Origin of the sequence: Paraclostridium sordellii, assembly GCF_000953675.1 — a bacterium.
Classification (GTDB): Bacteria; Bacillota; Clostridia; order Peptostreptococcales; family Peptostreptococcaceae; genus Paraclostridium; species Paraclostridium sordellii.
This window is the reverse complement of the sequence record NZ_LN679998.1, coordinates 1,021,316-1,041,092: the sequence shown is the minus strand read 5'-3', so window position 1 is coordinate 1,041,092 and position 19,777 is coordinate 1,021,316. Positions and strand designations below refer to the sequence as shown.

Sequence of the window (19,777 nt, the reverse complement as noted above, 5' to 3'; positions counted from 1 at the left end):
TATGTAATTTAATCATAAAGATAATATAACGATATTTATTGCTTATATTATTATATATTTTCTCTAATTTAGTCAATATAATTATAATTAATAAATAAATAATTTTAGGAGATAAAAACTATGAGAAATATAAAAGATATTAAATATATACAAAATGAAAACGCGAGAAATTTACACAAATCTAAAACGAGTATAGACTTTCTTAACAAAGAAGAAATAGAAAAAATTAGAGAATTTCATAAGAGTTTTTCAGAATATAAAGTAACTCCCCTTCACAGTTTAAATAATTTAGCGAAGGAATTCGGTGTTAGTGATATATGGATAAAAGATGAGTCTTATAGATTTGGACTTAATGCATTTAAAAGTCTTGGTGGTTCATATGCTATTGGAAAATATCTAGCAAAAAAACTAAATATGGATATTTCAGAACTTTCTTTTGAAATATTAAATAGTCAATATATAAAAGAAAAGCTTGGAGATATAACTTTCGTAACAGCAACTGATGGAAATCATGGGAGAGGAATTGCTTGGGCTGCGAATCAAATTGGACAAAAATCAGTAGTATTTATGCCAAAAGGATCTTCTGAGATAAGATTAAATAATATAAAAAAAGAAGGTGCAAAAGCATCTATAACAGACTTAAATTATGATGATGCAGTAAGGTTAGCTACTAAATATGCTCATGAAAATAATGGTGTTATTATACAAGATACTGCTTGGGATGGTTATGAAGAAATTCCAACTTGGATTATGCAAGGATATGTTACTCTTATTGATGAAGCCATTGAGCAAATAAATTCTTTAAATAAGGGAATTCCTACTCATGTATTCCTTCAGGCAGGGGTTGGATCTTTTGCTGGAACTGTACAAGGATATTTAGAATATGTATTTGGCAATAATAGACCAATAACTACTATAGTTGAACCAAGTGAAGCAGCATGTATATTTAAATCAGCAGAAATAAATGATCAAAAACCACATGCTGTTACAGGTTTTATGGAAACTATAATGGCAGGACTTAATTGTGGTGAGCCTAATACTATAGGATGGAATATTTTAAGAGATTATTCTGACATGTATATTTCTTGCCCTGATTATGTATCTGCAAGAGCAATGAGAATACTTGCTAACCCATTAAAAGGAGACCCTAAAGTAATATCTGGAGAATCTGGTGCAGTAGGTCTAGGAGTTTTAAGTTTAATTTTAGAGGAAGATAGTTTAAAAGAAATAGCGGATAAATTAAACATAAATAAAGATTCAAAAATACTTATTATAAGTACAGAAGGTGATACTGATCCTGAAAATTATAAAAGAATAGTATGGGATGGTGCTTATACATCAATTTAAGAAAATAAGGTAGATGAGGGATTAATACCTCGTCTACCTTTATTGTATTTATTTTGATATATCACTTATTTGTGATACGGTTCTACGTATCGGTATTAAGTGAGGTTTTTCCATTTTATAAAACTCCTCAATAGTATCTCCGTTACCTCTAACTATTTATGAGGGATAATTGCAATGTTACCTATATGAAAACCTCCATTCTGATATTTTTAAGCCTTCCTTTTAGTAAACCTAGCTTTCAGTAATATGTTTTATACTCACTCTTCTAATAACAGCTACAAATGTATCATTTTTATTCCCATTTAAAGCACTTAATTGCAACTATTGAAGAAATAGCAGTTATTATTAACATAATAACTATTGGTATTATAATATTATCAACATATTGTCCTAAAATTGCTGCTTTTAGTATTTTTATTCCTTGTGTAAGCGGAAATACATCTACTATGTTTTTCATTATATTTGGCATAACCTCATATGGTATTGTCGCCCCTGAAAATATCAACATAGGAAAATATAATACACTTGCTATAACTCCAGCAATTTTTGAATCTTTTGATATACCACCAACCATAATTCCAATACTAAACATTGAAATCATAACAAGTAGCCATCCTAAAATGAAGTTTAAAATACTTCCTTGCACATTAAATTTAAAGAAAAGTTTAGATACTAAAAATAATGAAATCATAGATACTAAAGAGTATAGAGCATATATGGTCACTTGTACTAATAATATAACTATTGGATTAACAGGTGTTACTTTAAACCTCTTTAAAATATGCTTACTTCTATAATCTGAAACTACTAAAGGTAATCCCATAACTCCTCCCGCGCAAATTGCAATAGTTGTTATTGCCCCAAATGATTGCTCTAAAAATGTATAATTTGCACCTTCGAAAGCAGGTTTGCTTCCATAAATAATACCCATTACTACAAGTACAACTATAGGCATGCATATAGCAAATATAAACATATCCAGTCCTCTTAATGATAACTTCAACTCTGTTTTTAACATTGTAATAAATGACCTCATATTACACTACCTCCTCATCCGTATACCAAAGATATGCATCTTCTAATTTTTCATAAGGGCTTGCTTCAATAGCCTCTTTAACTGTTCCATGAAATACTACCTTTCCTTTTTTAAGAATACAAATAATATCACATAATACTTCTACCTCATCCATAAAATGTGAAGTTAACACAATTGTTAAACCTTTTTTCTTTAAGTCTTTTAATATTTGCCATACATCTCTTCTTGCTCTTGCATCAAGTCCAGTTGTAAGCTCATCTAAAAATACTACTTCCGGATTAGGAATAAGTGCAAGTATAATAAACAATCTTTGCTTTTGTCCTCCTGACATCTCCTTTACTAAAGTTTTACTTTTTTCTTCAATTCCGAACCTTTGTAATAGCTCCTTATAATTAGCTGGATTTTTATAAAGTGATGATGTCACTTCACAAAGCTCTTCAACTCTTATATTTTCTTGATAATTAGCTTCTTGAAACTGAACTCCAACTCTTTCAAATAACTCTTTACGATTATATATTGGATTTAATCCTAGTATTGAAACTTCACCCTTATCTATCTTTTTAGTTCCAAGTATACATTCAATACTTGTACTCTTCCCTGCTCCATTAGCTCCAAGTAACCCAAATACAGTTCCTTTTTTTACTTCAAAACTTAAGTTATCTACCGCTACATAACTTTGATAATTTTTTGATAGTTTATCTACCTTAATTGCATAATCCATTTTTACATCCTCCTCTTGTTTGATGTAAAAATAATAACACCAAACAAAAGTATGGTGTTAAAGTGGAGGGTTTGAATATTTTCTTTTCATTTCATATAACATTTCTAATATTTCCTCAGCATTTTGGATAGCTAAATTCAAAGAAATTATAAGCTTGTCACATACTGAAATAATATCTTCATTTTCATCAGGTGAATTTAATATTTCATTAATATCAGCTTCATTATTCTCTGATAATTTATTAAGCATTCTAAGTATAGCAGAAAGAGAATAATTACCACATTTAAGAGAACGAATAACCTTTAAGCGTTGGATATCTTCATAAGTGTAAATCCTATATCCATTTTGCTTTCTCTTAATATTTACCAATCCATTCATCTCCCAGTTACGAAGAGTATCCATAGATATTCCAAGCAATTCTGAAACTTCTTTACGCTTTAAATTAAAGTCTTTTTCATGATTTAATCCATTTATTAATTTTCCTGCAATATCTACAGCCTCATTAGCATTATCAATCTCTTTTTTAATAGATTTAATATACTGATTAGTTAATACAATAGCTCCATCAAAATCTTGTTTAGCTAACATCTTAACAATAGCTATAGCCTTTTTTCTTAATCCATTTTGTAGAACTTCAACTTCGAAAACCTTACGTGCTAACTTAAACTGATATATATGCAAATCTGTAAATACACGATACCCATTATCTTTTCTACTAGGTTTTGATATTAACTCTAAATCCTCATACATACGTACAGTATTTGGATGTATTCCTATCATTTTAGCTACTTCACTTGTTTTATAAGTTTTCTCTATAGTACTCACTCCCCTTATAATAATTTTGGTGTTATTTCATCTTTATTTTTATTATTATCATAATATCTAATTCCATTTTTTATATAATATAACAATATAAATTTTTATGAAAAATAAATGTAAAAATTATTTATTATATAAACTTACAGATAAATTATAATTTGAAATATTACTTATGGTACAGTTCACTACTATTTATACTAAATAATTAACTTCGCAATATATAACAACCATCATTTATTATAACATAACAGTTAATTACCTTTTATCCATAAACCCTAAAATTAAGCTTTCTCCCCTTCATCTCAACCAAATAATCCTTGCTCATCTCAATTAACCTACTACCAATTGCCTCATCAATATCCAACAACTCATCTACACCCTTTTCACAACTTACAATCATAGGCAAATTATTAAAATACCTAAAATTAACTATTTCAAAGACAATATTAACATCACTTTTACTAATACTCCCCTTAAACAAATCATCAATCAAAAGAACTTTAGCATTTTTATACCTATTAACAATCCTCTCATACTCCTCACCATTCATTACATTTTGCTTAATCCTAGTTATAACGTCCCTATATGGCATATACAAAACACCAAAACCATCATCCATAAGCTTATTGGCTATAGCCAGGGACAAGTGAGTTTTCCCCGAACCCACTTGCCCTAAAAACATAATAGAATTTTTCCTACTACTTCTAATATCTAAAAAACTACTATAATACCCAATAGCCTTACTATAAGCATCAATAGTCTGTATATCATAAGCATAATTAAAACTATCAAAAGTCTTTTTCCTAAACTCCTCACTTATCCCACTTAACTTTAAAATACTCTCAGTTTGTCTTAAACTTCTACAATCACAAGAAACAGCAACATCACCATCTAATATAAAAGTTAAATCACGACATTTATCACAATTATAGCTTTGTATTTTCTTCAAGGAACTTTTTAAATTCTTTAAGCTCTTTTTCTGTTGGCTTTCTATAAAATTCTTGTTCCTCTTCATCAACTGCTCTTTGATACTTATCATGATTAGCTCCCCCTTTTTTATCCTTATTTAACTTATAGGCATTTAAATCTTCTAAACTCCTAATATTATTACTTCTCCACTGCTTTAAAATCCCATTAACATAACCCTGATTACAACAACTATTACAAGTAGCTATCTCTAAAGCTTTTTTAAACAATCTAATATCAACATTTTCACTAACTTCAATTAACCATTCACTAGCTATCCCATTAATAAGTCCTATATTTTCTTCATAAAGCTTAGCATACTGACTTATATTATTTTTTATATACATACTTAAATTAATTTTTTCATTTTCGTCTTTTTCTTTATATTTTTGTTTTTCTTTTTTTTCTTCTTTTTCTTTTTCCCCATAGTCTATAGATAGGGTATCTATACTATATTTAATCTCTTTGCATACATCTAAAAATACACCTATAAACTCTTTATTCTTAATCTTATTTAATTCTTTTTCTATACACTTTTTAACCTGTGGACTATTTGCCTTATTATGCTTCATCCAATTTAAAAGAAAAATCTCCTTAGTCTCTTCACAGTAAATAATCTTTTCATACTCCTTAAACCTAGAAATTAGCTTCTCAATAGTTTCTCTGTTATATCCTGTCTCTGTTTCCATAATCCTTTTAGGAAGCTCATAAATTCCACATTGACTTGTCTTACTATTAGTCATTAAATACATATAAAAGTACTTCTCCTCTGGTGTTAAATCAAGTACAAAACCATCTTGCCAAAAATCTATGTGTATATGCCTGTAAACTGCCATAAATATATTCCTCTTTTCTTTTATTTATTTTTCCTCAACCTACATATAGGCTTGTATTGGAGTTATATAGCAATCTGACAAAACGTTAAAGCCGTGCTCTTTAGGCTTTACAGTGAAGGAAGATACTATATAACTCCAATACAACCAATTCCCTTAACACTTTCATCTACAGATACTGACTTTTGAAGTTCAATACTTAGTGGTGCATATTTAAGTAACTTCTTTATAACTGTTTTTTTAGCCATAGCATCAAATTCACTTTCCCATAAATCACATCCAAAACTTCTACTATATTTTCTAGAATGACCTAAAATTTCATCACGAGTCATAAACACAAAGCTAGCTCCCCTATTATCCATTTGATAAACTGCATAATATCCTATAACTTCACCTCTATCTCCACCTAAAAATGGTTTGTGAATAAGCTTTTGATCTAGACCATAGTCTATATGAAATTCATCCTTTTCAAAAACTTCATTAGCATACAAACTCTTAATCTTACCACTTCTATATGCTAGTTCTATAAGCCCCTTATACCCTAGTTGAAACTCAACCTTATTAACTCCATCAACACAAACTGGAACTAAATAAGCTTGTCCTAAGATATTATTAGGCTCAAGTCCTAACTTTGCACACTCTATCATTGCAGATATAAAAGTTGTTGCTTCACATTCTTGTAAAGACTTATCTAGGTTATATGTGTTAATAGAAGACTTTTGAAAATTATCTATACAGAAATGACTTGGAAGTACTTCTTTAATATCATTTTTCATCTTTATCATCAACTGTTTCATAGCATAACTTTTACTTACAGTTAATCCATCTCCCTTAGCTTCCTTACTTTGAAGTGCACTTTTTAACTTACTCATAATAAATATCTCCCCTTTATTGAATTTTTTATATATAGTAACTACAATTAACTTATAAATATATAAGGAGGCTTCCCTTTTGAAAAATTTCTTCTCCCCTAAAGGTAATTTTAATATTTTCATTGTAATAGGACTTTCAATTATGTTCGCATGTATAAATTTACCTCGTAATGTAGCTATTCCCTTAGTACTTTTAGCTATAATTATTAGTTGGATTCCAATTATTTATCAAGGACTTATATCTTACAAAGAATCTAAAAAAACAAGTAAAATAATAAGACCAATACTAGCCCTTTTATTTATCATTTTTTTAATCATATTTCAAATTATATAATCTCACTTGCCTACCATTTAAATTAAGCTAGAGTATTGGATAAGGTAAAAGCCTTCTACTTCACAAATATAGTTTAGTAACTATTAAGTGATGTGGTTATATCAATTTGACGAAACGTTAAAGCTTCTACTTTACAAATATAGTTTAGTAGCTACTAAGTGATGTGGTTATATCAATTTGACGAAACGTTAAAGCCTTGCCCTTTAGGCTTTCAGTGAAGGAAAATGATATAACCACATCACAAGGCTAGCTAACTCATCCTAAAAACCCTTGATGTAGTAGTTTTCATATATCTATCCACCAACTCAGGATATTCTTTTTTAAGCTTTTTACTATCCAAACTATTTCTAATCTGAGTTTTCCAAGTAATCTTTCTATCCCCAAGATAAGCTACTTCATAATCTTTCATCTGACTTTGAATATATTGTTCTATAGTCTTTTTCTCCTTAGAAATATCCTTTGAAAGCTCACAAACTTCATCATACCTACTCATCAAATCATCTTTTTCAAATAAAATAAGCTCTTCTTTTTTACTATCTTTATAAATTCCTTGAATCATATTAGAATAATCATCACTTCCATCTGGATTTGGTAAACTTTCACCTAATACACACTCATCCCAAAACCTTTTTTCCAAATTCATAACCTTATTTATAAGTTCTTCATCCCTATAAATCTTATGAATAACCAAATCTTCATTACCTATAAGTGCTGCAACATAACAATGAGTAGCACCAGTTACAGCCATATAATGAGTCATTTGAATTTGATAATGCATAGGAACTTCCTTTTTCCATAACTTCTTTGAAAAACTATTAGTAACCTTACACTCTAAAAATGCTTTCTCCCCAACTACAGCTCTATCAATATTAGCTAGAGCAAATGGATAATTATCATTTTTAAGTATTCCATTTATATTCCTAACCTTTTTACCAGTTTTTAAAGTAAATTCACGAGCTACAAATTCTTCTAACTTATTTCCTAGCTCCATCTTATAACTTACTTCTTCTTTAAATTGATTTTTATTAATTAAACTTATTCCATCCTTTCTTTCCAAGTCCTTAGATAAATTATTATGTTGAATCTTTTCCAAATAAACACTTATTGAACTTTTGTATGGATTAAAACCTAATACTGAACTTGCATCACTTCCCCCTATACCACCTCTTCTTGCTTCTAACCATTCCTCTTTGGTCATATATTTTGTTTCATGTGATATAATCGCATCTAAATATTTTCTCATTATTATCCCCCTATTGTTTGTACTATTTTAACAACTAATTAAGTATGAAATCTTCTTCTATAGTTTCCATAAAATATATTTGTCCCTTACCTGTTATAAGTGGTGTGATTATTAATTTATCCCCATTTTCAGTTTGAACAACTCTTTCTACAACTCTAAATAATCCCATATCTATATATTTTTGCTTTGGATTATTTTTTTCTTTACCACTTTTAATTAAATATCCATTTTCTCTAAACCAATGATAAAGTCTATTTCTTCCTATATTTATATAATTATTATTAAGAAGCTTAGCAAAAGAACCTATACTAATTGCACCTTCCACACTACTTACAGTTTTTGAAAAATCTACATAAGGCTTATTGGATATTATATTTCCTTTTAATAAATTTACTTTTCTCTCTGCTTCATATCTTTTAGATTTTTCATCTGATAATCTTTCAGTCAACTTCCTTAAAAGAATTGGGTCATCTAAAACCTCATCAATTATATCTTCATTAATATATTCCCCATGCTTTCTTATAGTTGGTAAAACTTCTTCAAATACCCACATTTCAAATTTTCTTACTTTTTTTAGCTTAGATTTAAGAATTAATCTATATAAGTTTCCTTCATCTATAAATTTCTTACTTACAAACTGCATAATAGCATCTCCACTTTTATATTTTCCAGTTTCTACCCCTACCTCGTGAAACACGACCCCCTCTTTTTGACAATGTCTCATTAAAGCATCATGTGGATTTGAATATCCTAAAGTTTTTGCAATTGGTATAGCATCAAAATACTCCTTACCATTTACCACTACTAATCTTAAATCCCCAAACTCTTTGCTTTTAAAAATTTCCATTTTTAATCCCCCTCTATTTATTTTTTACCTAATTGGTAACCTTGAGTTAAAAAAATATAATCAATACTTAAATTTAAAACCTTAGATAATTTCATAGCTTCTTTTATATTAAAGTAAGATTTTTCATTTTCTTTTTTTATATAGGTAGACCTAGGCATATTTATTAGTTTTGCTAAATCCCCTTGAGTTAACCCCCTACTTACTCTAATACCTTTTAAATTATTTTTATAAATAATCTAAATCATCCCCTTTTTATTTTTCCATTTTGGTAACTCTTTGTAATTTAATTGTATTACCATATAGGTTACTTGTCAACAGTATTTTTATTATTTTCGGTTACTTTGTTTTACTTTTAGGTAACTTAAACTATACTTATACTTGAAAGAGGTGAACAAATGGAAACTTTATCTACTAGATTAAAAGAATTAAGAAAAGAAAAAGGATATACCTTAGATCAAATGGCACAGGATTTAAATACCACTAAGGTTACACTTTCTAGATATGAAAATGGTACAAGAGAGCCTAAAAGCGAAACTCTTAACCAACTATCAGATTATTTTAATGTATCAATAGATTATTTATTTGGAAAAACTGATGAAAGAAATCCTAAAACTAAGGATGAAATTATAGATGTGAAAAAGGCAATTGAAGAAATAAAAGACGAACTTGAAAATAGCAATTCTTTAATGTTTGATGGGGAATGTTTAAGTGAAGATGCAATTTCAAGTTTACTTTCAGCTATGGAAGTAGGTCTATCTATTGCCAAGAAAAAACAAGAAGAAATGAAAAATAAATAAAAAGGATTTGTGGGTTATATGGGGATTTTAGATAAAATAAAAGATAGTATAAAAGGTTTGGTTAATAAAAATAAAACAAGAAACCCATTTGAATTAGCTGAAGCTTTGGGGATAATATTGGTTGAGGCTCCTTTAAAAGACGGTCTAAATGGATGTTACCATGAAAGGTCTGGATTTCAATTTATATATATAAATAGCGATTTGCCATATGAAAAAAGACTTATGGTAGCAGCTCACGAACTTGGACATGCTATACTTCATAGGGGTAGAAATATTTTATATCTAAGCAATAATACTTATTATACCAGGGGAACTTTTGAAAGAGAAGCTAACTTGTTTGCTGCAGAACTTTTACTTGAAGATGATTTTTTTGAAAAGTATAAGCACATAGAAAATTGTACTTTAGAATATGTAAGTCAATGTGAGTGTGTATCTCATGAACTTGTTGATTATAAGCTTAAATATTTAAGTGAATAATTAAAAGGTGTCTAGTATTTAGACACCTTTTAGTTTTTTAATTAGGAGTTACTTTAAAATTATATTTTACAGGTGAACTTCCATATCCATATACTTCTAAATAATAAGTTCCTACCTTTAAATCCACTTTCCCATTTAATTTATTATCTATTGATTCTGTTGGTGATGCTATATAGTTTTCTAAATCACTATCTTTAAATAACAACCAATTTACACCATCACCTTCTGTTTTTTCTAAACTAATATTTAATTGAGCATCTTCTTTTACTTCAAATTTAAAATAATCCGAAGTGTCTTTATTATTATCAAGTTCTCCTTTTACTAATTGATTAATGCTAAAAGGATTTGCTTTTTCAAAGCTATTATTATCTTCTTGTTCAACTCCATCATCATTGTTATTGCCAAAATTTACTTTTAAATTGTAATTTGCAATTGATTTATCATGGTTATATACTAATATATAATATTTTCCTGGTTTAGTTGCATTATAATCCCCATTTAAAATTGCTCCACTAGTTGTAGGATAAGCAACATAATTGTTTAAATCAGATTCATGGAATAATTGCCATGATATGCCCTTATTATCAAGATTTTCTAGAGTTATATTAATATTAGAAGGATTATCTAAATTAAAGTAATAATAATCTTTATTATCAGTATCACTTAAATCTCCACTGTAATTAGTATTAATTTTTATAGGTCCATTTGCTGTTTCAAATGTATCATCATTTCCAACTTCTTGGCTACCCTTAGGTAAAATACCTGTGAAAACTATCCTAAATTCGTAATTGCCATTTTCATTAACCTTATAATCAGTATGATATGCGTTTACTGTTTCATAACCAGACCAATCAATTTGTTCAAGATTTTTTAAAGTTGTATTTAAAATTTCACCCATTTCCTTGTTATCATTTGTTCTTCCATTACTCTTTCCACCTTCAAATACTCCTGAGAATGTATATGTGTTAAATAAAGGACTTTTTTCACTTTCAATTGCTGATTTTCCACGTTTTCCTGATACTTTATATTTATTAAGAATAGCTTTTTTATTAGTTTCAACCTTTGAATTTTTAAGTTTTATAGTTTTATCAATATCCTCTTTTATCTTAGAAATGTCTCTAGATGGGTGATCCTTTAAGTAATTATCAGAAACAAAAGGTATTGTTAGATTATCATAATTATCAACTAGTTTTTGCATATATGCCTGGTATCCTTTATTTAATTCAACATCCTTACTTAATTCTTCAACATATTTATCATAACCTGCTACATTGTTTGTTATCATTAAATCTGTGAATTTTTCAAATATTTCTGGTCTTTCTCTATAGATGAAGTCTACAAAAGCAAACCCATAATTATAAAAATCCCATGAACCGTATTTAGAATGCATAAGTTTATCTACAGTAAATCTATCACTTGGATTTTTTGATATTCCAGAAACCATAGATTTTCTTGGTATTACATTATCTGTTCTTGTAGACCCAGCCCAAAACTCTGCTGATCCCTCTTCAAACCATGTTATTCTCCAATCTTTATCTTGATAAAAATCTCCTGTTCCAAAATAACCTTCTATTAAATATCTACTTTGTAAATAATGAGTATATTCATGTCTGAATAATTCTTCTAGGCTGTAAATACTTTCTTGTGGAGTTCTCTCGTAAGTGTAAAATGTTCCTTCTCCTTCTATATACATTCCGCCATTATCTGTTGAGTAGCCGTATAAAATCTGGTTCATTTTGTATTCTTTTGGACTATTGTAAACTACAACTGTTAATATATCATCTGCATGACCTACTTCTAAAGCTTTATCACTTCCAATAATTTTAAAGAATTGTGATTGAACTTCTTTAGTTGCCCAATATAATCTCTCAACTTTTTCTGCAGTTACTTTGTCTCCTGTTTTTATAACAATTTTATCATCTTCAAATTTATATTCATTTGGTAAATAATATTTCTTTGCTTTTTCTTTTATTTCTTTTGAATTAACAGGTGTTCCATCTGACAATGTACCTCCCATATACCACTCTATTAAATCAACTGCTTTTAGATATAACCAAGACATTTCCTCATTTATTTCTAAAACCTTATCCATTTTTGCATGTATTTGCTTAGGTGCTGAGTGGAATTTATATAATTTAGAAGTGTAATACATTCCACACTCTATAAACCACTCTTCTGAGTCATTCTCTGGTTTATTTGATATATAGTCACTTACAATATCAATATACTTATCTATTTTTTTAGCAAATTGTGTTTCTTCTGGTTGTAATTTACTGTCATATGCATATGCGTTTAATCTATATTCGACACCCTTCATTATGTTGTAAATTATATCTGACTTAGCAAAATTATTCATATTATTTTTCAAGTCTTGGTTATATTGTTCAAATACTGGAATCATATTATTTACTACATCTACGCTTACGGCACTATTTCCTATTAACATACCTAATGATTTTATAACTTCATTTTGACCATTTTCTCCTAGTTTAAAGTTTGGATTTTTTTGTATAGCTATCATTGCTGGTAGACATTTTTCTCTCGTCTCTAGTTCATATATATAACTTAGTCCTTCATTATAGAAACCTAGATAGAACCCAGCTCTTATAACCTCTACGAATGTAGGTATTCCCTCATGGTTTTGAGATGTATATTTTGTACCTTTTTGTTCAAGTGTTTTAATTAAAAAGTCAAACTTTTCTCTATTTCCATAAAACTCTTGTGCATCTTTGTTATATTGAAATAAGTCTGTAATATTATACCAATTAACTTTTTCTAATGTATTTACAAGTTCTTCATTACTCATTTTATTTAAATCTGCCATAGTATAGTTTATACTCTTCTTATCTTTTTTTACGTTATCTATACTTTGTTTTCCCATAATTTTGACTTTTTTATGAACACTTGCTTCCTCAGCTGTTAGCCTATCTGCTTTATCTTTATTATTTTGAGTTGTGGTATTTCTAACTTCTTTATCGTTGTTATTAAACATATTTATATTTTTTGCGTTCTTAGAATCCATTGCATGTGATAATATTGGGCTCTGTATTGTAGTAACACCAAATGAGCATATTAACGTTCCTGCTATATATTTTGCATGATTCTTATATTTCATAAAAGTATCCCCCTATAAAAATTAATTTATGCCTTCTCATTATTACGTTGCGTTTTTTATTTCTGAATAGATTTGATTCACAATATAAATGTATTTTTCTCTTATTCATACTAGGGATTTTCTAAAAGCTTCTTACTAAAGATTATGCCTTTGGTAAAGTATTAGCCTATTTCTAGACATATACTAATATATAACTACTCATAATAATACGCGCCCCATTCCCCCCTCTCCCTACTACAAGTAAGTTACTCTATACGCATAGCTTTTTCCAAATATTCAATCAATTTAAGTTTTAATACTAGAATTAAATAAAGATACTTTATAATATTAATTGTTTAATTATAAATAAATTTCATAATACTATTTATACTAGTTGCCTTTTAGAAGATACTTTTTTGAAAAGTATAAATACATATAAAATTGTACTTTATAGTATGTAAGTCAATGTAAGTGTGTACCTAATGAACTTGTTGATTATAGACTTAAATATTTAAGTTAATAATTTCGCTCTTTTATACAATTTGAATGTTAAATTACTTAATATTTTAATATAAAATGTTATTATAAATATAAATAGACTTAATTTACCAAAAACTATAATTTGTAGTATAATTAATATACAATTTCATTCGCAATTGTTATATAAAGCAAACTAAAAATAGTAAGATACAACACATTTTATTGAATATAGTATCTTGCATATAAAAGATTTTTAAGGGGGAAAATTTGTGGAATATAAATTTAAACTGACTATTGAAGAGTATTCAACGGCATTAAAGCTCTTAGATGATGTTAATATTGAAAAACAATCTATACTCAAGTTAGTTAGAAAGTGTGTTATCGGAGGACTTTTATTTCTAACTATCCTTTATACTTTGTATTTCTACATCAAATATAATGCTTATTACGGCATCCTAACTTTTTTAGTGTTAGGGTTCATATGCGTAATAATATTCAGTATATATTCTTATTTATTGAGACCAGAGCGTATTAATAAGAATAGACTTAAATCGGTTAAGAAACAGATAGCTGAATGCCCAACTATACTAGATTGGCAAATTGTAAAGATAAACGAGGATGTTATTGAGTATATTTTTAACAAAAAATCTTTAAAAACAAATCTTGTAGATGTAGGTAGGGTTATCGAAGAAGATGGTGTTATTCTTATACTTGCTTGTGATGGTGCTATGTGTGCTATTATTCCTTGTTCATGTTTTATTGATATAGACAGTAAGAAAAATTTTATCAATAATTTAAATGTAAGTAGATAAAGTTTGTAAAGAAGATAAATGCACTACTAACTTAGTGTATAAAGTGAAAGATGTAGTGTTTTTCGTTAATATGCTTCACATTCATAATGAAGAGGGGAATTGCAATCTAAAATCTGTTTCAGGGATATCATTACCGAGGTTTGAAATTGATATGAAATGGAAAAGTAAATAAATAAAATAAATAGTATTGTTAATATAATGCGAACTTAAGGTAGGTCTATTCCTACCTTTTTAAATTACTTAAACTAATTCCATAAATCTTTTCTTTATAATATCAAATGTTAAGTTACAATCTAAACTATCCATTTTAATTAATAAATCATTGGCTTTATCAACAAGTTTCTCTTTTTTAGTTATCTCTTTTAACTTCATCCATGACATATAATTATCCAAATATTTCGTAGAACCCCCTCTAAACTTACTCATAAATATCTCTAAATTATTGTGTAATGCATTTATGTGTTGAATATGCCATATACCGTTTACATGGTACTTACCATTGATTTGCTTGTGATTTAAGTTGAAGTCTTTATCCATTTTTTCATATCCTTTGTGTATATCCGTACAAAAAATAGAATCTTTATCTATTCTTCCATTATAAAAAGTCTTTAGTTTGTTAGCACTAACATTACCTAAAGATATTTTTCCTAACAACATAGCCCTATTTCTGTCCATAGCTGTTTCAACTGCTACTTGCTCAACAGATAATCCTCTTACATTAGATTCTAATTCCTCTAATTGGTTCATATTTAAATTTTCAACAAGTTTAATTAATTGCTTATTAAGTGACATAATATTTCTCCTCTCGATTAGTTTCTATAATACTATTTATGCCACAAATTATATTCAAAAACATTTAATTTATTAGTATGTGTAAAAAAACCACAATAAATTAGTTAGATTTATTATGGTCTTATATTTAACATTCAAATTGTATAAAAGAGTGAATAATTTAAATTTAAAAAGGTGTCTAGTATTTAGACACCTTTTGTTTGTTTATCTAGTATATTTCTTATTTGAGACTGGCTTATATTATATCTTCTGGATAAAATTTTGTAGTCTCCATTAAAATCTTCTTTTATTATTCTATCTCTAATAGGTCTTGTTAGAGAAACTTCTTTTGGAATATACAAAGAGTTTCCACCTAATAGTTTTACTAATTTTTTAAATGAATCTATTCCTATTTCCTCTGCAACATCTTTGTATGAATCTGGTAAGTCTTCTATTTTTAAATTTTCAAGCATAAAATCCCCCCTATAACTTTTTTCTTTAAATCTTATATATATTATACTATTTATTTTTATAAGTTTTTATCATAAGAATACAAGTTATTCCAACATATACAGTGCTTTTTAGAGGAAAATGACCTTATATGGTAATATAAAAAGCCCTACCTCGTAAAACACGAGATAGGGCTTTTTTATATTCTAAATTTGAAGTAATCCTAAATAAATTTCATCTTTTAAATCATCAATTTCTTTTTTATCTTTATTAGTTAACTTATCTGAATCAATCTTATCTATTGATTTTTTTGATTCCTCATATTTTTTATCTTTTATTAACTCTTTTATATGTACTATTTCCTTATCTATTTTTTCTTGTTCATGTATTTTAGCTTTTAAATCATCTATATCATTTTTTATAGAATCTTCTATAGTTCCTTCATCTATTTGATTCATAAATTTATTAGCATCATCTATATTATCTTTTTCAAATTCAACATTGGCTTTATTATAATTATTTATTAAAGTTGTTAATCTTTTTGCTTCTTCATTGCTACTGTCTTTATCTAATGCAACTTTAAATGAAGATAAAGCTTTGTCATATTCTTTGTTTTTCATTTCTACTTTACCTTGTTCTACTGCCTTTTTAGATTCACTATTTTCACATCCTACCAAACTTACAACTAATAATATTAAAGTTATAATTATACCTATCTTCTTCATTTAATTTCATCCCTTTTTTCATTTTTTAAATTCTAATATACTTATATATTTACCACATTGTTTATATTATCAATCTAAAAATTTCCAAAATAAAAGGAAGTAGATTTAAATTTAAACCTACTCCCTTATATTTCAAACAACTACTTCTCTATATCTTTTATGTAATTTATATTATTATTTTTCTTACCTTCTTTTGAACCATGTGTATATCCAATAACCTCAAAATGCTTAGCAAACTCTTTTGCATACTCTTCATAATGACTACATCTACCTCTTATACAAGTAGATATATGCATAACTTCAACATCTGCTTTTTTAAGCTTTTCAATCTTTACATCCAAACTCTCTACTGGATCTTGATCACATCCATTACAAGTATTAAAAGCAACCAACTTACATCCATCTTCCTTATATCTCTCAAAAGAATCTTCCATAGCATTAAAAGTTCTTAAGCATCCATTAGCGGTACACTTTCTAGAAACTTCTCCACACACGTATATCGCAACTTTTTTCATTAACGTCCTCCTGCAAACCAATTTCAAGTCTTTTATCTAAGTCATTATACATCTTTCTTATTATAATATAATTTGATTAAATATTGCGTATCATATGGTACACTTTTTTAATATTTTTTTTAAAACTTACAATTATCTTAAATAATAGCCCATTTTACTCAATTTATGGCTTATTACTGTATATATGCTATTAATTTTGACTAAAATATGGCAAAAGTGATACAATAATTGTTGTAAACGTTTTTAAGGATAAAGAGGATGGTGATGGGAATTGATTTTAAAAAACAAGAAATACAAATATCTTTTCGAACTTATAATTTTAGCACTAGGATGCTTTATAATGTCTGTTGGACTTAACATGTTCTTGGAACCATATATGATAGCATCAGGGGGACTTACTGGTCTTGCAATAGTCCTTAAAAATCTTTTTAATACCCCTTTATGGTTTATAAACTTAGTTTTTAACATACCTTTATTTATATTTGGTATTAAAATACTTGGTAAAAGAGATGCTATTAAAACTTTAATAGGAATTTTATTTCTTACATTCTTCTTAAAAGTTACAGAACCCCTAACTTCAGCTTTTCAAACTAACGATGTATTATTATCATCAATTGCAGGTGGTATAGTTGTTGGTATCAGTCTTGGAATGTTATTTAGGATAGATGCATCTACTGGTGGTACAGAACTTGCTTGCCTTATCTTAAACAAGATATTTCCATTTATATCTATTTCGGTTTTTATGTTTATAATAGATGGTTTGGTAATAGCTTTGGCTGGTCTTGTTTCTAGAAATATTCAAATAGCTTTATATGCTATAGTTTCTTTATACATTTCAGTAAAGATTTGTGATACCATCGTTGAAGGCTTTGATTTTTCTAAATCTTTTATAATTGTAACTGATCATTCTGATGAAATTTCTGATTCAATTATGGAAAACTTAGAAAGAGGAGTAACTTTTTTAGAAGGTCGTGGAGGATACTCAAAGCAAAGAAAAGATGTTATATTAGTAGTAGTTTCTAGACGTGAGGAAGTTGTTTTAAGAAAACTAGTTAATGAAATAGACCCTCTAGCATTTGTTATAATAAATAATGCTTATGAGGTACTTGGGGAAGGATTTACTAGAAAAGTTTAAAAAGTAAAGGCTATAATTTTTATAGCCTTTACTTTTTTGCTTAATGAAATTATATTATTTTTCTACCCATTTCACTTATTTCTCTTATTACATCAATTTCAAGAATCTTTACCATATCTTCTTCAAAGAAAACATCCTTATATGACTTACACCCTACTACAAAAGGTATCCCTAATTTTCTAAATAAAAATATTTTAGACTCTTCATTATACAACACATCAAAGCCATTATTTATAACTGATACAACTTGTTTTAATTCTTCTAAAGTTATAACAGACTTAATCAAGTATTTTTCTATTATACTAAGTATTAATATTTCCTTTTTCCCTATATACTTAACGTTAGTAATTTGTTCAAAAATATTTTTAGTACTTTCACATATTGCATTCTTTGCCATAATTATATCTATATCAAACTTTTTATCACTATCTGATTTAGCAAACATATTTGCCATATCATCTAAAGATATTTCATCCTTCATTGATAATATATACTCTATTCTTTCTAATATCTTATCCTTAGGTAGATAAGTTTCTTGACCTGTAAAACTTGATTTTTTTATAAACCACTCTTCAGGTATAATTTTTTTTCTTTTCCATCTATATAATTGTCCATAAGAAATATTAGTAACTTCTAGTAATTCTTTTTTAGATATTAAATTTTCTTCCATGATTCCTCCTTAAACCCTGCTACTACTTGCTACCGTAGAATTATCTGAAACTTCTAGTAAGTCATTATATTCTACATTACCAACATTACATTTATTAATCAACTTAATTTCTCTACCTCTTATATTTTCTACATTAGATCTTTCTAAGTATATACGATCTCCTTCAATTAAGTTGCAATCTAAAGTTCCCATTTTATCAAATAAAGTAATAGGCTTAAATATTCCTTTAGGTTTTTTTGTAACTTCTATAGTACTTGCTCCAATTTCACTACACTTACATCTTCCCCTTGGAATTATAATTACTTCTTCTGCATTTAATAATCCATTACAAACAATTTCTCCATATATAGTTATAGTTTCTGATTCTATATTTTTATCTACATTTAAATCACCATAGGATTTTATATGCTTAGCAGTTATACTTTCTTTGCATCTTAGAGAACCTTTTATTGTAACATTGTTACACTCCATATTATAAAAAGACTCCATTTCTCCAGTTACAACTAAATCATTTATTTTACAACTTCCTTTTACAACCAAGTCACCCATTACCTTAATACTATCACAAATTAAATCTCCATCTATTCTAACATTACCCATCACTTTAAAATCCTTACATTTTAAAACACCTTTTGTCTCAAAATCTCCAGTTACTTTTAAACTTTCAAAATCTAAATTTCCATCAAAATTGCAATCTCCAAGTATTTTCACTTTATTTGCAACTATATTCCCTTCAGATTTTCCATCTCCTACAATCTTTATATTATTATATTCACCTTCAGAGATGAATCCATCACCTATCAATTTTATATTTGATCTTTCCATTTTTTCCT

At 27.7% G+C, this 19,777-nt stretch carries 21 protein-coding genes; 5 read left to right on the top strand and 16 right to left on the bottom strand.

Annotated features, from left to right (window positions below; genetic code table 11):
* Positions 1-129 precede the first annotated feature (129 nt).
* Positions 130-1,347 carry a diaminopropionate ammonia-lyase gene (gene dpaL / locus ATCC9714_RS05075; protein WP_445934165.1) on the top strand — a complete coding sequence of 406 codons (1,218 nt, stop codon included), beginning with the start codon at positions 130-132 and terminating at the stop codon, positions 1,345-1,347.
* Positions 1,348-1,639: 292 nt separating this feature from the next.
* On the opposite strand, the gene ATCC9714_RS05070 is transcribed toward dpaL, so the two are convergent.
* The 9 genes from ATCC9714_RS05070 to ATCC9714_RS17935 form a co-directional block, all read right to left on the bottom strand.
* On the bottom strand, positions 1,640-2,383 hold the full coding sequence (locus ATCC9714_RS05070) for an ABC transporter permease (protein WP_021123599.1): 744 nt from the start codon (positions 2,381-2,383) through the stop codon (positions 1,640-1,642).
* A gap of 1 nt (position 2,384) precedes the next feature.
* Positions 2,385-3,104: an ABC transporter ATP-binding protein gene (locus tag ATCC9714_RS05065; protein ID WP_057574304.1), complete on the bottom strand. Its 720-nt coding sequence runs from the start codon at positions 3,102-3,104 to the stop codon at positions 2,385-2,387.
* A gap of 57 nt (positions 3,105-3,161) precedes the next feature.
* Positions 3,162-3,929 carry a MerR family transcriptional regulator gene (locus ATCC9714_RS05060; protein ID WP_330374695.1) on the bottom strand — a complete coding sequence of 256 codons (768 nt, stop codon included), beginning with the start codon at positions 3,927-3,929 and terminating at the stop codon, positions 3,162-3,164.
* A gap of 256 nt (positions 3,930-4,185) precedes the next feature.
* Positions 4,186-4,962 (bottom strand): ATP-binding protein, encoded by a 777-nt coding sequence (locus ATCC9714_RS05055; RefSeq protein WP_057574305.1) that lies wholly within the window; start codon positions 4,960-4,962, stop codon positions 4,186-4,188.
* The gene (locus ATCC9714_RS05050; RefSeq protein WP_057574306.1) at positions 4,850-5,725 is read right to left on the bottom strand and encodes a DnaD domain protein; all 876 of its coding nucleotides are present in this window, start codon (positions 5,723-5,725) and stop codon (positions 4,850-4,852) included. Before ATCC9714_RS05050 ends, ATCC9714_RS05055 begins: the two co-directional genes overlap by 113 nt.
* A 125-nt stretch (positions 5,726-5,850) precedes the next feature.
* Positions 5,851-6,594 carry a recombinase RecT gene (locus ATCC9714_RS05045; protein ID WP_057544633.1) on the bottom strand — a complete coding sequence of 248 codons (744 nt, stop codon included), beginning with the start codon at positions 6,592-6,594 and terminating at the stop codon, positions 5,851-5,853.
* Between the two features lie 584 nt (positions 6,595-7,178).
* Positions 7,179-8,171 carry a YqaJ viral recombinase family nuclease gene (locus tag ATCC9714_RS05040; protein ID WP_077065664.1) on the bottom strand — a complete coding sequence of 331 codons (993 nt, stop codon included), beginning with the start codon at positions 8,169-8,171 and terminating at the stop codon, positions 7,179-7,181.
* A 34-nt stretch (positions 8,172-8,205) separates the two neighbouring features.
* The gene (locus tag ATCC9714_RS05035) at positions 8,206-9,018 is read right to left on the bottom strand and encodes a phage antirepressor KilAC domain-containing protein (RefSeq protein WP_057544631.1); all 813 of its coding nucleotides are present in this window, start codon (positions 9,016-9,018) and stop codon (positions 8,206-8,208) included.
* Between the two features lie 17 nt (positions 9,019-9,035).
* On the bottom strand, positions 9,036-9,227 hold the full coding sequence (locus ATCC9714_RS17935; protein ID WP_261290839.1) for a helix-turn-helix transcriptional regulator: 192 nt from the start codon (positions 9,225-9,227) through the stop codon (positions 9,036-9,038).
* A gap of 186 nt (positions 9,228-9,413) precedes the next feature.
* Between ATCC9714_RS17935 and ATCC9714_RS05025 the strand changes: the two genes are divergently transcribed.
* Together ATCC9714_RS05025 and ATCC9714_RS05020 are read left to right on the top strand one after the other, a co-directional pair.
* Positions 9,414-9,815, top strand: coding sequence for a helix-turn-helix domain-containing protein (locus ATCC9714_RS05025; RefSeq protein WP_057544630.1), 402 nt, complete (start codon positions 9,414-9,416; stop codon positions 9,813-9,815).
* A gap of 18 nt (positions 9,816-9,833) precedes the next feature.
* Positions 9,834-10,292, top strand: coding sequence for an ImmA/IrrE family metallo-endopeptidase (locus ATCC9714_RS05020; RefSeq protein ID WP_021128550.1), 459 nt, complete (start codon positions 9,834-9,836; stop codon positions 10,290-10,292).
* Between the two features lie 37 nt (positions 10,293-10,329).
* Here the strand turns inward: ATCC9714_RS05020 and ATCC9714_RS05015 are convergent, their stop codons facing one another.
* Complete coding sequence (locus ATCC9714_RS05015) at positions 10,330-13,407, bottom strand: collagenase (RefSeq protein ID WP_057544629.1); 3,078 nt, start codon at positions 13,405-13,407, stop codon at positions 10,330-10,332.
* Between the two features lie 728 nt (positions 13,408-14,135).
* Here ATCC9714_RS05015 and ATCC9714_RS05010 point away from each other — a divergent pair.
* Positions 14,136-14,678: a hypothetical protein gene (locus ATCC9714_RS05010; protein WP_057544628.1), complete on the top strand. Its 543-nt coding sequence runs from the start codon at positions 14,136-14,138 to the stop codon at positions 14,676-14,678.
* Between the two features lie 240 nt (positions 14,679-14,918).
* On the opposite strand, the gene ATCC9714_RS05005 is transcribed toward ATCC9714_RS05010, so the two are convergent.
* The 4 genes from ATCC9714_RS05005 to ATCC9714_RS04990 all read right to left on the bottom strand — a co-directional run bounded on the left by ATCC9714_RS05005 (position 14,919) and on the right by ATCC9714_RS04990 (position 17,139).
* The gene (locus tag ATCC9714_RS05005; RefSeq protein ID WP_021123575.1) at positions 14,919-15,470 is read right to left on the bottom strand and encodes an IS1595 family transposase; all 552 of its coding nucleotides are present in this window, start codon (positions 15,468-15,470) and stop codon (positions 14,919-14,921) included.
* A 185-nt stretch (positions 15,471-15,655) separates the two neighbouring features.
* Positions 15,656-15,922: a Mor transcription activator family protein gene (locus ATCC9714_RS05000; RefSeq protein WP_055338898.1), complete on the bottom strand. Its 267-nt coding sequence runs from the start codon at positions 15,920-15,922 to the stop codon at positions 15,656-15,658.
* Positions 15,923-16,105: 183 nt separating this feature from the next.
* On the bottom strand, positions 16,106-16,624 hold the full coding sequence (locus tag ATCC9714_RS04995) for a hypothetical protein (RefSeq protein WP_021123573.1): 519 nt from the start codon (positions 16,622-16,624) through the stop codon (positions 16,106-16,108).
* 140 nt (positions 16,625-16,764) lie between these two features.
* Positions 16,765-17,139: a CGGC domain-containing protein gene (locus ATCC9714_RS04990; RefSeq protein ID WP_021123572.1), complete on the bottom strand. Its 375-nt coding sequence runs from the start codon at positions 17,137-17,139 to the stop codon at positions 16,765-16,767.
* Between the two features lie 271 nt (positions 17,140-17,410).
* Here ATCC9714_RS04990 and ATCC9714_RS04985 point away from each other — a divergent pair, with 271 nt between their 5' ends.
* Complete coding sequence (locus ATCC9714_RS04985; protein ID WP_077065662.1) at positions 17,411-18,274, top strand: YitT family protein; 864 nt, start codon at positions 17,411-17,413, stop codon at positions 18,272-18,274.
* A gap of 49 nt (positions 18,275-18,323) precedes the next feature.
* On the opposite strand, the gene ATCC9714_RS04980 is transcribed toward ATCC9714_RS04985, so the two are convergent.
* Positions 18,324-18,944 (bottom strand): DUF4004 family protein, encoded by a 621-nt coding sequence (locus ATCC9714_RS04980; protein WP_055341461.1) that lies wholly within the window; start codon positions 18,942-18,944, stop codon positions 18,324-18,326.
* A 9-nt stretch (positions 18,945-18,953) separates the two neighbouring features.
* Positions 18,954-19,769, bottom strand: coding sequence for a polymer-forming cytoskeletal protein (locus ATCC9714_RS04975; RefSeq protein WP_021123567.1), 816 nt, complete (start codon positions 19,767-19,769; stop codon positions 18,954-18,956).
* Between the last annotated feature and the right edge of the window lie 8 nt (positions 19,770-19,777).

Bases quoted from the DNA above. Each gene is read 5' to 3' on its own strand.
- ATCC9714_RS05070 (WP_021123599.1), bottom strand. From the start codon at position 2,383: ATGAGGTCATTTATTACAATGTTAAAAACAGAGTTGAAGTTATCATTA.
- ATCC9714_RS05065 (WP_057574304.1), bottom strand. From the start codon at position 3,104: ATGGATTATGCAATTAAGGTAGATAAACTATCAAAAAATTATCAAAGT.
- ATCC9714_RS05055 (WP_057574305.1), bottom strand. From the start codon at position 4,962: ATGATAAGTATCAAAGAGCAGTTGATGAAGAGGAACAAGAATTTTATA.
- ATCC9714_RS05050 (WP_057574306.1), bottom strand. From the start codon at position 5,725: ATGGCAGTTTACAGGCATATACACATAGATTTTTGGCAAGATGGTTTT.
- ATCC9714_RS05045 (WP_057544633.1), bottom strand. From the start codon at position 6,594: ATGAGTAAGTTAAAAAGTGCACTTCAAAGTAAGGAAGCTAAGGGAGAT.
- ATCC9714_RS05040 (WP_077065664.1), bottom strand. From the start codon at position 8,171: ATGAGAAAATATTTAGATGCGATTATATCACATGAAACAAAATATATG.
- ATCC9714_RS05035 (WP_057544631.1), bottom strand. From the start codon at position 9,018: ATGGAAATTTTTAAAAGCAAAGAGTTTGGGGATTTAAGATTAGTAGTG.
- ATCC9714_RS05025 (WP_057544630.1), top strand. From the start codon at position 9,414: ATGGAAACTTTATCTACTAGATTAAAAGAATTAAGAAAAGAAAAAGGA.
- ATCC9714_RS05020 (WP_021128550.1), top strand. From the start codon at position 9,834: ATGGGGATTTTAGATAAAATAAAAGATAGTATAAAAGGTTTGGTTAAT.
- ATCC9714_RS05015 (WP_057544629.1), bottom strand. From the start codon at position 13,407: ATGAAATATAAGAATCATGCAAAATATATAGCAGGAACGTTAATATGC.
- ATCC9714_RS05005 (WP_021123575.1), bottom strand. From the start codon at position 15,470: ATGTCACTTAATAAGCAATTAATTAAACTTGTTGAAAATTTAAATATG.
- ATCC9714_RS05000 (WP_055338898.1), bottom strand. From the start codon at position 15,922: ATGCTTGAAAATTTAAAAATAGAAGACTTACCAGATTCATACAAAGAT.
- ATCC9714_RS04995 (WP_021123573.1), bottom strand. From the start codon at position 16,624: ATGAAGAAGATAGGTATAATTATAACTTTAATATTATTAGTTGTAAGT.
- ATCC9714_RS04990 (WP_021123572.1), bottom strand. From the start codon at position 17,139: ATGAAAAAAGTTGCGATATACGTGTGTGGAGAAGTTTCTAGAAAGTGT.
- ATCC9714_RS04980 (WP_055341461.1), bottom strand. From the start codon at position 18,944: ATGGAAGAAAATTTAATATCTAAAAAAGAATTACTAGAAGTTACTAAT.
- ATCC9714_RS04975 (WP_021123567.1), bottom strand. From the start codon at position 19,769: ATGGAAAGATCAAATATAAAATTGATAGGTGATGGATTCATCTCTGAA.